The organism is Nocardia acidivorans NBRC 108247 (assembly GCF_001625085.1).
Lineage (GTDB): Bacteria > Actinomycetota > Actinomycetes > Mycobacteriales > Mycobacteriaceae > Nocardia > Nocardia acidivorans.
In genome coordinates this window covers 1-15,317 of the sequence record NZ_BDAW01000091.1, presented here as the reverse complement: position 1 = coordinate 15,317, position 15,317 = coordinate 1, and the positions used below count along the sequence as shown (strand labels likewise).

Genomic DNA, 15,317 nt, shown 5'->3' with positions numbered 1-15,317 from the left:
CCACATGAACAGTCTCGGCGACAGCGGTGCGCCGGACGAAGCCCGTCCCGATCACGAGGTCATCGTGGTCGGGGCCGGTTTCGGCGGCATAGGAACCGGAATCGCACTCCAGCGCAAGGGTATTCACGACTTCGTCATTGTCGACAAATGGGATCGGGTCGGCGGCACCTGGCATGCCAACACCTATCCCGGTGTGGCGGTGGACATTCCCTCGTTCATCTACAGCTTCTCCTACGAACAGCGCGGTGACTGGTCGCGGATCTTCCCGCCCGGCAGCGAACTGCGCGACTACGCCGAGAGCATGGTCGACAAGTATGGGCTGCGCGACAAGCTCCGGATGAACACCACGGTCGTGGATGCGGCGTTCGACGATCGAAACAGCCTGTGGCGGTTGCGCACCGACGGTGGGCGCGAACTCACCGCACGCCATATCGTGCTCGCCATCGGCGGCCTGGAGCGGCCCAGGATGCCCGATATCGAGGGGCTGGACGATTTCGGCGGCACCCTCGTGCACACCGCCATGTGGGATCACGATGTCTGTCTGACGGGCAAGCGGGTGGCGGTGATCGGTACCGGCGCGACCGCACTGCAATTGATTCCGGCGATCGTCGAGGAGACCGCGCATCTGACGGTCTTCCAGCGCACCCCGATCTGGGTGTTCCCGAAGAACGACGCCGAGATTGGCTGGCTGGGCCGACAGGTATTGGGCCGCAAGCGGATTCGCTCTGCCTTGCGCGTGGCAGGGAATCTCGGCACCGAGGTCGCCATGAGCGCAATGGTGGTCGGGCCGCCCTGGCTCACCGAATCCGCTCGCCGCTTGGCGCAAGGCCCGATCCGGCGGTGGATGCGCTCGCAGATCGACGATCCGGTGCTGCGCGAGAAACTCACGCCCCGGTACGGACTCGGCTGCAAACGGCCGTCCATGTCCAATGACTATCTGAAGACGTTCAATCGCCAGGACGTCAGCCTGGTCACCGAGTCGATCGAACGCATCACCGAACGCGGCGTGGTCACCGCGGACGGCACCGAGCACGAGATCGATATCCTGGTCTGCGCCACCGGATTCAAGCTCTGGGACAAGGGCGCGATACCGCCCTTCCCGGTGCGCGGCCGCAACGGCCTGGACCTGGAGCGATTCTGGGATGAGCACCGCTACCAGTCCTATCAGGGCGTCTCGGTGCCCGGATTCCCGAACGCCTTCACCATCACCGGGCCCTACGGATTCGTGCTCGGCTCCTATATCTGGATGATCGAGGCCACCGCCGCGCACCTGAGCCGTGTCATCGCGGAGGCCAAGCGCCGGGGCGTCACCGAGGCCGAGATACGGCAGCAGGCGCACGACGCCTACTTCGAGAAATGCCTGCGACGGCAGGAGAAGAACTTCCTGTTCACCCCGGTCTGCGCGGGCTCGAACACCTACTACATCGACGATAAGGGTGATTCCCCGTTCCGGCCGTCCACGCACGGCGAGATGTATTGGCAGAACAGGCATTTCGATCTCGATGTGTACCGGTACAGCGCGGGCGCGTCGCGCCCGCTCCAGGTGGACGCCCTGTCCGAGGAGGTCTCGTGAAGATCAATGACATTCGACCCGGACTGGTCGTGGTCACCGGTGCCGGTACCGGGATCGGACGGGCGGTCGCGCTGCGCTTCGCCCGCGGCGGCGCGCAGGTCGTGGTCTCCGATATCGACAAGGATGCCGCCCTGGCCACGGTCGCCAAGATCCACGCCGAAGGCCGCCGCGCCGTGGCCATGCGACTGGATGTGACCGATCCGGGGGCCTGGGAATCGTTCGCCCGCGATGTGCACGCCGATCTCGGGGTGCCCGACATTCTGGTCAACAATGCCGGAATCCTGGTCAGCGGAGCGTTTTTGGACCTGGAACCGCGGGATTGGGAGCATCAGCTCGGGGTCAATCTGCTGGGCGTGGTCTACGGCTGCCGGACCTTCGGCCGGCAGATGATCGAGGAGGGCAAGCGTGGTCACATCGTCAATATCGCCTCGGCGGCGGCCTTCACCCCGACACCGGTCATGTCGGCCTACTCGGTCTCCAAGGCCGGGGTGAAGATGCTCACCGAATGCCTGCGGCTCGAACTCGCGCCGAAAGGCGTCGGGGTGAGCGCAATCTGCCCCGGGGTGATCAATACCGATATCGGCGACCACGCCACCGCCGTCGGCGTCGATCCGGCGCTGGTCGAACGCGGCAAGGAAATCGCCCGGCAGGTACAGGAATTCGCCGAGCGGCTGCCGTTCTCGCCGATGAGCCCGGATCTGGTGGCGCGGGCCGTGGTGCGCGCGGTGCGCTTGGATCTGGCGGTGGTGCCGGTGCGCACCGAGGCGTGGCTGGGATACTTCCTGCTGCGCATCGCGCCGGGTCTCAATCGCCGTATCGCCCAGCCGATTTCGATGGAGCGCATCGAATCGGGCGGCGCGTGGCTGCTGCGGCGGATCGGCTACGAGGTACCCCGTGAAGTGGCCACGGGTCCGGGGAGAGCCGGATGAACGCACGCGCCCACCGGATCAAGGTGCGCGAGGTCGTCAGCGAGACCGCTGAGGCCCTCTCGCTGGTCTTCGATATTCCAGACGATCTCACCCGCCGATTCGCCTACGCCCCGGGGCAATTCCTGACCATTCAGGTGCCCAGTGACCGCACCGGATCGGTGGCGCGCTGCTATTCGCTCTCCAGCAGCCCGCACTGTGACGACCGGCCGACGGTGACGGTCAAACGCACACCCGGCGGATACGCCTCCCACTGGCTCTGTGACAACATCGCGGCGGGATCGATCCTCACCGTGCTCGAGCCCGCGGGAAGCTTCGTGCCGCGCAGCTGGAATCGCGATCTGCTGCTTTGCGCGGCGGGCAGCGGTATCACCCCGATCATGTCCATACTCAAATCGGCCCTGTGCGTGGGCCGGTCGAAAGTGGTGCTGCTGTATGCCAATCGCGATCCCGGCTCGATCATCTTCGCCCGCCAGCTGCGGGAGTTGGTGCGGCGCAATCCACGCCGGCTCACGGTCCTGCACTGGCTGGAGTCCGAGCGCGGGATTCCGAGCGCACGCGGGCTCGCGGGCCTGGTCAAACCGTATCGAGGCCACGAGGTATACCTCTGCGGGCCAACCGGTTTCGCCCTGGTCGCCAAGCAGGCCCTGGCACAATCACGGATATCCGCGCGCGATATCCGCCAGGAGGAGTACCGCTCACTCACGGAGAACCCGTTCGAGCAGCCCGCACCGGTGGTCACGACCGCCGTACGGCCCGCCGGGGATATCGCCAGCGTGCGGGTCGAGATCGACGGCCATACCCATCGGCTGTCGTGGCCGCGCGGTGCGAAGCTGCTGGATCTGCTGCTCGCACACGGCATCGACGCACCCTACGTCTGCCGGGAATCCGCCTGCGGGACATGTGTTTGTCGCGTGGAACGGGGTCGAACGCGCATGCTGATGAATGAGGCCCTCATCGACGAGGAACTCGCCCGGGGACTCACCCTGGCCTGCCAGACCCTGCCCGAATCCGACGACCTGCACATCACCTTCGATCAGTAACCGCCCGAACCGGCCCGACAATGAGGTTGCCCGCCATGCTCACTCTGCCCGAAGGAATCCGCGGTACCGCGGACCCGCGCTTCACCGGCCCCGTCCGCGCCTTCGCCCGCCTCTTCGCCCGGTACGTCCGCACCGGCGGCGCGCTCTCGGTGCATCTGAGAGGTGAACCGGTGATGCGGATCTGGACCGGAACCGCCGATGCGGCGGGGGAGATCCCCTGGACCCAGGAGACCAGCGCGCTCACCTTCTCCACCACCAAGGGCATCACCTCGATGGTCGTGCACCGGCTGGCGGACCGCGGACTGCTGGACTACGACGCTCCGGTCGCGGAGTACTGGCCCGAATTCACCGCCGGTGGAAAGCATTCCATCACCGTGCGCGATCTGCTCGCGCACCGCGCCGGACTCTCCGATCTGCGCAGGGTCCTCGAGGAACCGGGCGATGTGCTCGACCACGTGCTGATGGAGCATCGGATGGCCGCGGCCACCCCGGACTGGACTCGCGGCCTGCCCATCTATCACGCGGTGACCTTCGGCTGGCTGCTCGGCGGACTCTGCCGCGCGGTCACCGGGCAGACCATGGCCGAGCTCTACCGCACCGAACTCGCTGAACCACTGGGCATTACGGGATTGAGCCTGGGCCGCCCCGCCGACGACGCCCTCGTGGCCGACCTCGTCGGACCGAGCCTGGATCTCACCGGAACCCGGCTGGGCAAACCGATTACCGCCGCGGCCGTGCGAGTTCCCTTCGTGGGCAAGGTGATCAGCTCCATGCATTTCACCGAAGGCGAGCGAGCCCTGAGTGGACCGGTCCCGAAGCTCTCGTACTCCGAGAATGGCGCTGCCACCGGCGTATTCACCGCCGAAGCCATTGCGAGCGTCTACTCGGTGCTCGCCAATGACGGCAGTCGCGGCAACACCCGCCTGCTCTCCCCGGCCACCTCGCGCGCCCTCATTCGCTCCACCAATACCAGCCCCGACCCGAACCGCCTGACCTTCTGGCACCTCGGCTACCACCCGTTCCCCACGGTCGGCGCGCCCCGCGCGCTGGGTCATATGGGTCTGGGCGGCTCCGGCGGCTGGGCCGATCCGGACTCCGGTCTCTCGGTCGGCTTCGTCCACAACCGCCTCGACCTGGTCCGCCTGCCCCTGGACATGACCCTCATGTCCCTGCTGTTGCCCTCGATCACCAGCGCTGCCGCCGCGCGGGGAGCCGAAAGGGCAACCCGCGCGGCCTGACCCACCGTCGTACCGTCAACTGGTACGCGCCAACTCCGCCCGAGCCGCCGTCACCATCGCCGTAATCATCGCGGGCAGCGTCTTTTCCGGGTCCGGCGCGAAGCGCGGTGAATGATTCGACGGGAACCGCGGCGGAATCGTATGCTCGGTCAGCATGAGCGCCTGATCCGCCTCGGTGAACCGGGTCGGATCGATCCCGCCGATATGCCAGAACACCGACGGACACCCCGCCGCCGTGCCGAAGGTGCCGAAATCCTCACTGCCGGTGAGGGGATGGGTCATCGGCAGGACCGGAACTCCACCGTCGGTCAGCGTCGCCATGATCCGTTCGGTATCGCCCTCGGTATTCACCGTGACCGGGAAATGGTCGTAGGGCGCGAACTCCGGCGGCACCGGCGCGCCCGCGGCCTCGGCTTCGGTCCGCGCCAGGCGCGCGATGGCATCGAGCATGCCGTCGCGCTGCGAATCACTGAAAGTCCGCAGGGTGAGCAGCAATTCCGCGCTCTCGGAAATGATATTCGGCCGACTCCCCGCATGCAGCGATCCCGCCACCAGCACCGGTCCGGACGGCACGGCCGCCTGCCGTGCGGTCAGCGATTGCATGCGCACCACGAACGAGGCGGCCATGAGCAGCGGATCCACCGCCAGATGCGGTTGCGATCCGTGCCCGCCACTCCCGGTGAACCGCACCCGAATGGAGTCCGAGGCCGCCATGAGCGGCCCGCTCTTGCTGATCGCCAATCCGGCGGGCAACGGCGCGACATGCTGCCCGAGCACGATCGCAGGCTTCGGAAAGCGCTCCAGCAGACGGTCATCCAGCATGCGCTGCGCACCCGCGCCGGTCTCCTCGGCGGGCTGGAAGATCGCGACCACCGTCCCGGCGGGCCGATCCTCCGAGAGCTGTGCGCACGCTCCGAGCAGCGCCGTCACATGCGTATCGTGCCCGCAGGCATGCATGACTCCGGCTGTGCGCGAGGCATATTCGAGCCCGGTGTCCTCCTGTACGGGCAGCCCGTCCATATCCGCGCGCAGCCAGACCACGGGTCCCGGGCCGCCCTGGAGCACCCCGACCACACCGGTCCCGCCGACCCCCGTGGTCACCTCCCAGCCCTCCAGCGCGCGCAACTCCGCGCCCACCAGGCTCGCGGTGCCGTGCTCCTGGCCGGACAGCTCCGGATGACTGTGCAGCTGCCGGTAGACCTGCTGCCAATGCTCGGACATCGCAGGTGCCGCAGCGGTATCGGTGGTGGTCACGCGAGACTCTCCTTCGTGAGTACGACCGCACCGGCGCGCCGGGCCACCTTCGCCCGGAATGCCTCGGCGGTCTGTGGGACCAGCAGCGCCGCCGCGATACTCAGCAGCGGGCCGACGGCCATGGTTTCGAAAGCCGTTGTGTAGGAAACATGATCGGTCACGACGCCGAAGACCAGCGGGCTCAGCACGCCGGCCAACTGACCGCCGAAGATGATCACACCACTCGCCGCGCCCATATACGCGCTGCACAACGCCCGCAGCGGCACCGCGAACGCGGGCATGAAGGCCATTCCGGCGGCCAGGCTCATCACCGTGCCGACCAGTACGAACAGCGGGAACGGCTGCACCCGCGGCAGGACGAACAGCATGATCGCGGTGAAGGCCATGGCGGGCACCACGATCACCCGGGGCCGCCCGCCCAGGCGGTCGGAGAACCGTGCGCCCAGCACCACCCCGGCGGCGGCCGCCAGGGTGGACGGCACCGCGGCAATGGCGACCATCGTTTGGGACAGCCCGCGCTCCTCCTGTAGGAAGGTCGGCGTCCACGCGGTCACACCCCACACCAGCACGTCGTAGCCGAAGAAGATGGCGGCATACCCGAGCAGGGCGGGGGAGAGCAGTACCGCGCGCCGATCGGCCGCCTCCGCCTGGGCATCGACCGGGGTCCGGTCCTGCGGCAGCGGCTCCGGCATCCACCGCCGCCACGCCAGGATCACCGCCACGCCGAGAACGGAGATGAGCGCGAACATCATGCGCCAGCCCACCGTCGGCAGCAGAATCCCGGAGATGATCGCGGCCGCCAGAATGCCGACCGCATTGGAGGAGTTGGTCCAGCCGGTCGCGGTGGTGCGCTGCTCCGGCTCCGAGCGCTCGGCCAGCGCCTTGATGGCGGCGGCCGGGAAGACGCCCTGCACCAGCCCGAACAGGAAACGCACGCTCAGCAGCACCGCGAAAGACCATGCGACAGCGGTTAATCCGGTGAAGACCGACCAGGCGATCAGCCCGATGGTGCCGACCCGCAACGCACCGTAGCGATCCGCCAGCAGTCCGCCGGGCACCTGCACGATCGCGTACGCCAGGAAGAACACCGAGATCAGCAGGCCCTGCTGGGTATGGTCCAGCCCCAGATCGCCGCCGATATCGGGCAGCGCGAAGTTGATCACGGTCCGGTCGACGTAATCGACGACCCAGGCCGCGAACAACAGCATGACGGTTATCCGGGTGGTGCGTGGCATTCCTGCCCCTTCACAACGTGGAGGCGTGGCGAAGTGCCACCATGACCCCCATGGCCGAGAATATGGCGAAATCGCTGGATATCGCCATTTCGAATGGACTCATGCCGGATTCCGCCGCCGCTGCGGCGGATTCGGTGAGCATGATCTGGACCTGGTGAACGCGCTGCAGATCGATCCGCGCGCGTCCCGGACCAGGATCGGGGCCTCGCTCGGCGTGGACGCCACGACGGCGGCACGACGGTGGCAGCGGCTCACCGATACCGGACTGGCCTGGATCACCGCGTATCCGCCCGGACTCGCGGTCATCGGCTATCCGCGGCTGCACTGCCGGGGCGATGCGGTGGCGGCGATCTCCGCACAGGTCTGTGCCATGGCGTGCGTCTTCTCGGTGCAGCGCATCGGCGGGGACTATCAGCTGGATCTGTCGGTGGCCGCCGAAGACGCTGCCGCACTGGATGATCTGGCGGTGCGTGAACTCGGCGCACTGGCCCGAGATCCGGCTCCGCGCCGCCGCTACCGGTGCCAGTAATGTGCTGGTCATCGCCTGGCTTCGCTCGCAGCACGAATGCGTCCTCCTGGAAAACCGTCTGCTGCAAGTTTTTCCGAAGCTGCACATTACCGAGCGCCGGCTAACCCTGCGTGCCCTCAAACGTATGGGCAGACTGCTGGTCCCGAACGCAGCGCCGGTGGGACATATCCCCTTCGGCGTCCGGGGCACGCCGGATCGCCTAGCGTGCTGGCCGCGCGAATCCCCATTCGGGAACGATTGAACCCATCCGGCCCCCGCTTCGTTGAACCTGATGAGTTGATAGCGATCCGGGTTTGCGGGACAGATGCCGCATGCCGGATCGCCGCATCGAGTCGGAGTGCCGCCGGGTTCGCCCGGCGGACCTTTTTCGCGGCCAAAATCGCTGAGTAGCAGCACTTTTCGGCCACTCCTGTGACTTGTGCCACATTGTCTGGGACGGGTCGCCCTGGATACATTGTGGACGATGTATCGCGGGCAATGTATTTCGAAACGGGGGATCGTGCGAGAACGCGGAGCAGCCGGACACGCCGTCGCGGACGTCATCGTCACGCGACTCGGGACCTACGCCGATCATCTCTTCGGGGTGGGCGGGGCGAATATCGAAGACCTTTACGACGCGGTGCAGCGCCGCCCGGATCTGCTCACCGGCATTGTCGCCAAACACGAATTCGGGGCCGCCACCATGGCCGACGGCTATGCCCGCGCCACCAATCGGCTCGGCGTGGTGGCGGCGACCTCGGGTGGTGGGGCCATGAATTTGCTTGCGGCACTGACGGAATCGTTCGATGCCCGTATCCCGGTGCTGGCGCTGGTCGGCCAGCCGCCGACCGGGCTGGAGGGGCACGGCGCGTTCCAGGATACCGGCGGTGGCCCGGGCCGCCTGGACGCCCAGCGGATCTTCGGCGCGGTCAGCCGCTACTGCGCGAAAGTGACTCGCCCGCAGGATATTCACGCCGAGCTGGAGCAGGCCATCGAGGCGGCGTTGGGCGGTGGACCGGCGGTGCTGTTGCTGCCCAAGGATATTCAGTCGGCCATCGCGCCGGGCGGATCCTGGCCGGTGCACCGCGAGAGCGATCCCGTGCCTACGCCGTGGCAGGTCGATGTGCGCGCGGCGGGCCAGCTCGCCGAGGCCGCCGAACTGCTCGCCGCGGCCGCGGGGCAGGGGCCCGCGGTGATCATCGCCGGACCCGAGATCGCCCGTGCCGACGCCCGCGCCGAACTCGCGGCCCTGGCCGTGGCGCTGGATGCGACGGTACTGGTCACCCCCGATGCGAAAGACGTGTTTCCCAACGGGCATCCGCGCTTCGCCGGAGTCACCGGCATCATGGGACATCCGCACGCACCCGGCCTGATCGCGGCGGCGGCGGTCTGCGTCCTGGCCGGAACACCGCTGACCATGACCGCGCGGGCCGGGCTCGATGCCGCGCTGGCCGCCTGCCCCCGGATCCTGCACCTGGGGATGGACGAGCCCTTCGTACCTGTCCGGGTGCGTGTGCCCGGCTCGCTGCGTCGACGCCTGCTGGAATTGTCGGCCCGCGCGCCGCGACCGGGTTTCGGTACGGCGCGTACGAGCGAACAGCCACTGTCGGAACTGCGACCGCCTCCGGCGTCCGGACCCGGCATCCGCTATCGCGAGGCGGTGCAGGCTATTTCGGCTCGCCTGGAGCCGGGCACCGATGTCGTGGTCGATGCGGGCAATACCGGTGCCGCCGTAGTGCACCATCTCACCGTCCCCGATGGCGGCCGCTTCCTCATCGCCCTCGGTATGGGCGGGATGGGCTACTCCTTCGGCGCGGGGATCGGCAGCGCCCTCGGCCGCTCCCGGCGCACCTTCGTGATCGCCGGGGACGGTGCGTATTTCATGCACGGCCACGAGGTGCACACCGCTGTCGAATATCAGGCCCCGGTCACCTTCGTCATCTTCAACAACAACGCACACGCCATGTGCGTTACCCGCGAACAGCTCTATTACACCGGCGATTACAGCTACAACCGGTTCCGTCCCGCGCAGATCGGCGCGGGCGTGGCGGCCATGTTCCCGCAGCTGCCCGCCCACGCCGCGACCACCCTCGAAGAATTCGAGAACGCGCTGGACAAGACCCGCGATGACGCGGGTCCGGTCTTCATCGAAATCCTCTGCGATCCAGATGAACTCCCGCCTTTCGCACCCTTCCTGAAGGAGCCCGTCGCATGACCGACACCGTCAAAGCCGAACCGGTCGAGGTACCGCATCTCGACATCCCGGGCGTGTATCGCATCGAGACCATGACCCTCAAGGAGGGCATGCCCATGGTCCTGGACATGACCCGCGCGGTGTACCCGCACGATGAGATCTTCGGTGACTACTGCACCGTCAACGAGTACATCGACGCACCGCCTGACGAGGTGTTCGACTACCTCTCCGATACCCGCAGTCTGTGCGAATGGACCTACAGCATGCGGGGTTTCGAGCGCACCGACACCCCGGACCTGTGGGTCTCCGATGACCGCATCGGCTCGAACACCCGCATCTACACCCGCACCGAATCCAGCCGCGAGACCCGCACCGTCGACTATCACTGCGCCTGGGATCAGAGCGAACACCTGTGGATGATCTACCTCATGCGGGTCGTGGACGCGCAGAAAGTCCTGAACAAGCCGGGTTCGGTGGTGCTGTGGACGAATTGTCACCACCCCTTCTACGACGAGAACGCCTATCCCGAAACCGCCCCCGAGGGCCGTCCGGTGTGGGTCGGTGACTTCTGGCATCTCTTCGCCGCCGGACACCTGCTCGAACTGCGCAATCTCAAAGCCATTTGCGAACACCGGCATGCCAGCGGCCTGCCGATCAAGCCGGAATGGATGGACTGAACATGACCACCGTCAGCCTGCTCGACGTCGCCGGATATCTACCCGAAACCGTGGTTCCCGCAGACTATTTCGCGCAGTACGCGGATGCGGAGGACATCACCTCGAACATCATGTTCAAATCGCCCAAGTTCCGCCATCACATCGCGCCGGGGGAGTCGGCCGCGGATATGGCCGAGCGCGCGGTGGCTCCGCTGCTGGACCGGCACGGCCGGGATGTGTTGCGCGATATCGATGTTCTGATCGTGCACACCCAGCTGCCGGAGACCGCCATCGTCGGCAATGGCGGTGAGGTCGCCGCGCGCCTGGGGATCAATCCGGAGTGGCTCATCGATCTGCACAATGGCGGCTGCGCGGCGTTCGTGCACGCCATGAAGCTGGCCCGGCAGATTCTGATCAGCACCGATGCCAAAGCCGCGCTCATCGTGAATATTCAGAACGCCGCCGGCCAGGTGTTCACCCAGGAGCAGGTGCGGGGAAAACCTCAGGCCGCCATACCCGGTGACGGTGCGGGCGCGGGACTGCTGGTGAAATCCGACGTCTCCCCGATTCTCGATATCGAGACCCGGCATCTGCCCGAATTCGCGGGGCAGATGACCGTGCTCGCCGATCCGCCCCGCAAGTACTGGGAGGCCGGGCCGGGCCAGATGCATGTCGGCTTCACCGAATCCAAGATCGCCAAGGTGCTCGGGCGCGGTAATCGGATCGTGCCGGAGGTGGCGTCCACGGTATGCAAGCGGCTCGGGATCGCCTCCACCGAACTGGATCTGCTGGTCACCAATCAGCCCAACCGCGCTTTCCTGCGCAACTGGCGCGATGCCCTGCAACTGCCGCGGGAAAAACATCCCGACACCTTCGACGAATGCGGAAACCTCTTCGGCGCGGGCATTCCCGTCACGCTGGACCGCGCCATCGACGAGGGCCGGGTCTCGGCCGGATCGCTGGTGATGCTCGCCGGATTCGCGCACGCGGGCGATTTCGCGGCTGCCGCCGCGGTGCGCTGGGGCGGGCGCTGAGGCGAGACGATGTCACCTCCGGCCCGGCTCGGGCATCAGTTACAGCTCAATGAAAACCCTTACGGGCCACCGCCTTCGGTGCGGGAAGCGCTGTCGCGGGCGCTCTCCTCGGCGAATCGGTATCCGGAATTCCTGCCGCGGCGGCTGCCCCGATTGATCGCCGAACGGCTCGGGGTCGGCGCCGACCGCATTGTGGTCGGGGCCGGGGCCACCGGCGTGATCATGCATATCGTGCAGGAGTTCGGTTCCGGCGGAGCGGGTGTCGTCATGGCGACGCCGACCTTCGATGGGTATCCGATTCTGACCACCATGGCCGGCGGGCGGCCGGTGACGGTACCGCTCACCCCCGACGGACGCCAGGATCTGGACGCACTGGCCGATGCGATCGATCCGGGCACCCGGCTCGTGGTGCTCTGCAGCCCGCACAATCCGACCGGAACACTGATCACGCCCAGGGAATTCGAGAAGTTCCTGCACCGGGTGCCCGCCACCGTCACGGTGGTACTCGACGAGGCGTACGTGGACTTCGTCGCGGACGAAGACCGCATCGAGGCACTGGCATTGGTCGAGTCCCATGCGAATCTGCTTGTGCTGCGCACCTTCTCGAAGGCGTACGGGCTGGCGGCGCTGCGGGTCGGGTACGCGGTCGGCGCACCGGAGCTGATCAATCGAATCGCGCGGTGGCAGTTGCCCTTCGGCATGAACGCGCTCGCCGAGGTCGCGGTGCGCGCCTGCTATGCCGCCGAGGCCGAGATCGAGGCGCGGGTGGAGATGATCGCCGGGCACCGGCAGCGCCTCACCGCCGGACTGCGCGAACTCGGTCTCTCGGTACCGGAAAGCTACGCCAACTTCTCGTATCTGACGCTGCCCGAACCGGATATCGATCGGGTGGCGGCGGTGCTGGCGGGCGCGGAGATCCACGTCAAACGCTATCCGACGGGTATCCGCATCACCGTCGGTGATGGGGACGCCACGGCCGCCGTTCTCACCACCGTGCGCAGTACAGTGCAGTAATGTCAGAAAATCCGCCTTCCGCACCCGATGGGCACCGGGCCGGAGCGGACGAGGAGATCGACTACGCGCTTCTGTCGCTGAACGCTCAGCTGTGTTTCGCGCTGTACTCCACGTCGCGGTCCATGACCGCTGCCTACCGTCCCTTCCTGGAAGAAATGAATCTCACCTATCCGCAGTACCTGGTGCTGCTGACCCTGTGGGAGCGACCGGGAATCGCCATGAAGGAGCTGGGCGAACACGTCCACCTCGACTACGGAACGCTGTCTCCGCTGGTACAGCGGTTGACCGCAAGCGGTTTGGTCGAGAGTGCGCGCAGTGCGAGCGACGGGCGGGCGGTGGTGCTGCACGCCACCGCCGCCAGCGCGCGATTGCAGCCCGCCGCCCAGCGCATGATCCACGCCGTCCTCGAATCGGTCGGGCTGCCGCTCGCCGATATCGAGGCGCTGCGGGACCGGGTCAATGCCCTGGGTGCCCGACTCGATGCCATGGTGGCGGCCGCTCGCACCCGCTGAGGGAATGGTCCGGGGCACATTCCGCGGGTGTGCGCGATGTTCGCTCGCACATTGTGATCCACGGCGCAGGGCTCCAGCATTGTGAATTGGCCCTGCTTCGCGGGTCGTGCGAGAGTGTGCCCGCAGACCGGACATCGGGGTCCGGGCAGCGTCTGGAGAGAGGTCGTAGCGCAGATGGGATTTACCGCGGTTGCCGGACGTGAGGTCGAGGCGAAGGCGTCGTACGTCATTGCCGAGGGTGCTTCGCTCACCGATGTCGTCGACGGTCTGGACCGGACCTCTCCCGAATTCGTGGCCTTCCGGCGGCCGGTGGACGGCGGCTGGGCTGATGTGACCGCCGCCGAATTCGCGGCGCAGGTGCGCGCGATTGCCAAGGGGCTCATCGCCTCCGGCGTACGGGCGGGCGATCGGGTGGCACTGATGTCCTCGACCCGCTACGAGTGGACGCTCATCGACTACGCAATCTGGACCGCGGGCGCGTGCACGGTCGCCATTTACGACTCCTCCGCCACCGATCAGGCGCGCTGGATTCTCGAGGACTCCGGGACCACACTGCTGATCGTCGAGAACGAGCGGCATGCGGCGACCGTCGCCGAGATCGAGACACCCGATCTGATCGAGACACTGCGCCTGGACGCGGGCGCGGTGGAATCGTTGACCGCGCGCGGCAGTGCGGTAGCCGATGAAGTGCTGGCCGAGCGGCGCGCCCGGGTCGGTGCGGCCACCCCCGCCACCCTCATCTACACCTCCGGCACCACCGGACGACCCAAAGGCGTCGTCCTCACTCACGAGAACCTGCTCGCCGAATCGCTGTCGGGCAAGCTGGCGCTGCGGCATCTGCTCGCCGAGGGCAAGACCACGCTGATGTTCCTGCCGCTGGCGCACGTCTTCGCCCGCGCCATCGCGGTCGGCTCGCTCGCCGCCAAGGTGACCGTCGCGCACACCTCCGACTGGACCACCCTGACCACCCAATTCGCTTCGTACAAGCCGGATTTCATCCTGGCGGTCCCGCGTGTGTTCGAGAAGGTCTACAACGGCGCGAAGCAGCAGGCGCACGACAGCGGCAAGGGCAAGATCTTCGACCTGGCCGCCGACACCGCCATCGCCTGGAGCCAGGCGCAGCAGTCCGGCGGCGCGAGCCTGCTGCTGCGCGCCAAGCACGCCGTCTTCGACAAGCTGGTTTACGCCAAACTCCGTGCGGCCCTTGGTGGCCGGTGTATCGGTGCGGTCTCCGGCGGCGGCCCGCTCGGCGCCCGCCTCGGCCATTTCTTCCGCGGTATCGGCGTGCCGGTCTTCGAGGGCTACGGCCTCACCGAAACCAGCGCCGCCATCACCGTGAACACGGTGCCCCGCATGCGGGTCGGCACCGTCGGCGTTCCCCTGGAGGGCAATGCCGTCCGCATCGCCGAGGACGGCGAAGTACTCCTCAAGGGCAACCTCGTCTTCAACGGTTACTGGAAGAACGAGGCCGCCACCGCCGAGGCGATCACCGACGGCTGGTTCCACACCGGCGACCTGGGCGCCCTCGACGCCGACGGCTTCCTTTCCATCACCGGCCGCAAGAAGGAAGTAATCGTCACCGCCGCGGGCAAGAACGTCTCCCCGGCCCCGATGGAAGACACCCTCCGCGCCCATCCCCTGATTGGCCAATGCATGATCGTCGGCGACAACAAACCCTTCGTCGGCGTGCTGATCACCCTCGATCGCGATGCCCTTCCGGGGTGGCGGGCTCGCAACAATATCCCGGACGACGCGACCATCGAAGATCTGACGACTCATCCGGCTCTGGTCGCCGAAATCGACGCCGCAGTATCAGATTCGAACGCGAAGGTTTCAAAAGCCGAGTCCATCAAGAAGATTCGCATTCTCGCAGCCGACTGGAGTCAAGAGACCGGCGAACTAACTCCGAAACTGTCTCTCAAGCGTGCCGTAGTCCTGGACAAATACGCCGCCGATGTCGCGGCCATCTACTCGTAATCCTGCCCTGTCGGCTTACTGGACAGAGGTGGCCGACCCATGTGTCTGGTCGATTCGCGGAATGGTTTTGCGTTTGCTCAACCGGGCTGCAAAGCAGAACAGGCAGTGCTGGTTACCTCGTCTGCCGTACCCGGCTTTCGCTCCCCCATCGGG

13 protein-coding genes are annotated in these 15,317 nt (G+C 66.8%); 11 read left to right on the top strand and 2 right to left on the bottom strand.

What is annotated here, in order from left to right; translation table 11 throughout:
• The first annotated feature begins 4 nt into the window (after positions 1-4).
• From NA10_RS31005 to NA10_RS30990, 4 genes are read left to right on the top strand one after another with little or no spacing between them, the layout of a single operon-like run.
• Complete coding sequence (locus NA10_RS31005; protein WP_067574252.1) at positions 5-1,573, top strand: flavin-containing monooxygenase; 1,569 nt, start codon at positions 5-7, stop codon at positions 1,571-1,573.
• On the top strand, positions 1,570-2,502 hold the full coding sequence (locus tag NA10_RS31000; protein ID WP_067574251.1) for an SDR family NAD(P)-dependent oxidoreductase: 933 nt from the start codon (positions 1,570-1,572) through the stop codon (positions 2,500-2,502). The genes NA10_RS31005 and NA10_RS31000 overlap by 4 nt, the downstream gene beginning before the upstream one ends.
• Positions 2,499-3,542 carry a ferredoxin--NADP reductase gene (locus tag NA10_RS30995; protein ID WP_067574250.1) on the top strand — a complete coding sequence of 348 codons (1,044 nt, stop codon included), beginning with the start codon at positions 2,499-2,501 and terminating at the stop codon, positions 3,540-3,542. The genes NA10_RS31000 and NA10_RS30995 overlap by 4 nt, the downstream gene beginning before the upstream one ends.
• A 35-nt stretch (positions 3,543-3,577) precedes the next feature.
• Entirely contained in the window at positions 3,578-4,780 is a 1,203-nt protein-coding gene (locus tag NA10_RS30990; protein ID WP_067574274.1) for a serine hydrolase domain-containing protein, read from the top strand.
• 15 nt (positions 4,781-4,795) lie between these two features.
• On the opposite strand, the gene NA10_RS30985 is transcribed toward NA10_RS30990, so the two are convergent.
• Both NA10_RS30985 and NA10_RS30980 read right to left on the bottom strand, forming a co-directional pair.
• Positions 4,796-6,034, bottom strand: a complete 1,239-nt coding sequence (locus NA10_RS30985; RefSeq protein ID WP_444980068.1) for an amidohydrolase — start codon at positions 6,032-6,034, stop codon at positions 4,796-4,798.
• Positions 6,031-7,269, bottom strand: coding sequence for an MFS transporter (locus NA10_RS30980; protein ID WP_084515522.1), 1,239 nt, complete (start codon positions 7,267-7,269; stop codon positions 6,031-6,033). Before NA10_RS30980 ends, NA10_RS30985 begins: the two co-directional genes overlap by 4 nt.
• Before the next feature lie 154 nt (positions 7,270-7,423).
• Between NA10_RS30980 and NA10_RS30975 the strand changes: the two genes are divergently transcribed.
• The 7 genes from NA10_RS30975 to NA10_RS30940 all read left to right on the top strand — a co-directional run bounded on the left by NA10_RS30975 (position 7,424) and on the right by NA10_RS30940 (position 15,164).
• Positions 7,424-7,798 (top strand): Lrp/AsnC family transcriptional regulator, encoded by a 375-nt coding sequence (locus tag NA10_RS30975; protein WP_067574248.1) that lies wholly within the window; start codon positions 7,424-7,426, stop codon positions 7,796-7,798.
• 499 nt (positions 7,799-8,297) lie between these two features.
• Complete coding sequence (locus tag NA10_RS30965; protein WP_245678058.1) at positions 8,298-9,992, top strand: thiamine pyrophosphate-binding protein; 1,695 nt, start codon at positions 8,298-8,300, stop codon at positions 9,990-9,992.
• Positions 9,989-10,648 carry an SRPBCC family protein gene (locus NA10_RS30960; protein ID WP_067574246.1) on the top strand — a complete coding sequence of 220 codons (660 nt, stop codon included), beginning with the start codon at positions 9,989-9,991 and terminating at the stop codon, positions 10,646-10,648. Before NA10_RS30965 ends, NA10_RS30960 begins: the two co-directional genes overlap by 4 nt.
• A 2-nt stretch (positions 10,649-10,650) precedes the next feature.
• Positions 10,651-11,661, top strand: coding sequence for a 3-oxoacyl-ACP synthase III family protein (locus NA10_RS30955; RefSeq protein WP_067574245.1), 1,011 nt, complete (start codon positions 10,651-10,653; stop codon positions 11,659-11,661).
• Between the two features lie 9 nt (positions 11,662-11,670).
• Positions 11,671-12,675 (top strand): pyridoxal phosphate-dependent aminotransferase, encoded by a 1,005-nt coding sequence (locus tag NA10_RS30950; RefSeq protein WP_067574244.1) that lies wholly within the window; start codon positions 11,671-11,673, stop codon positions 12,673-12,675.
• Positions 12,675-13,187: a MarR family winged helix-turn-helix transcriptional regulator gene (locus NA10_RS30945; protein WP_084515516.1), complete on the top strand. Its 513-nt coding sequence runs from the start codon at positions 12,675-12,677 to the stop codon at positions 13,185-13,187. Before NA10_RS30950 ends, NA10_RS30945 begins: the two co-directional genes overlap by 1 nt.
• 174 nt (positions 13,188-13,361) lie before the next feature.
• A complete protein-coding gene (locus NA10_RS30940; protein ID WP_067574243.1) occupies positions 13,362-15,164 on the top strand; it encodes an AMP-dependent synthetase/ligase in 1,803 nt (600 codons plus the stop codon).
• Positions 15,165-15,317: the final 153 nt, after the last annotated feature.

Bases quoted from the DNA above. Each gene is read 5' to 3' on its own strand.
- NA10_RS30945 (WP_084515516.1), top strand. From the start codon at position 12,675: ATGTCAGAAAATCCGCCTTCCGCACCCGATGGGCACCGGGCCGGAGCG.
- NA10_RS30980 (WP_084515522.1), bottom strand. From the start codon at position 7,269: ATGCCACGCACCACCCGGATAACCGTCATGCTGTTGTTCGCGGCCTGG.
- NA10_RS30960 (WP_067574246.1), top strand. From the start codon at position 9,989: ATGACCGACACCGTCAAAGCCGAACCGGTCGAGGTACCGCATCTCGAC.
- NA10_RS30995 (WP_067574250.1), top strand. From the start codon at position 2,499: ATGAACGCACGCGCCCACCGGATCAAGGTGCGCGAGGTCGTCAGCGAG.
- NA10_RS30990 (WP_067574274.1), top strand. From the start codon at position 3,578: ATGCTCACTCTGCCCGAAGGAATCCGCGGTACCGCGGACCCGCGCTTC.
- NA10_RS30940 (WP_067574243.1), top strand. From the start codon at position 13,362: ATGGGATTTACCGCGGTTGCCGGACGTGAGGTCGAGGCGAAGGCGTCG.
- NA10_RS31005 (WP_067574252.1), top strand. From the start codon at position 5: ATGAACAGTCTCGGCGACAGCGGTGCGCCGGACGAAGCCCGTCCCGAT.
- NA10_RS30950 (WP_067574244.1), top strand. From the start codon at position 11,671: ATGTCACCTCCGGCCCGGCTCGGGCATCAGTTACAGCTCAATGAAAAC.
- NA10_RS30955 (WP_067574245.1), top strand. From the start codon at position 10,651: ATGACCACCGTCAGCCTGCTCGACGTCGCCGGATATCTACCCGAAACC.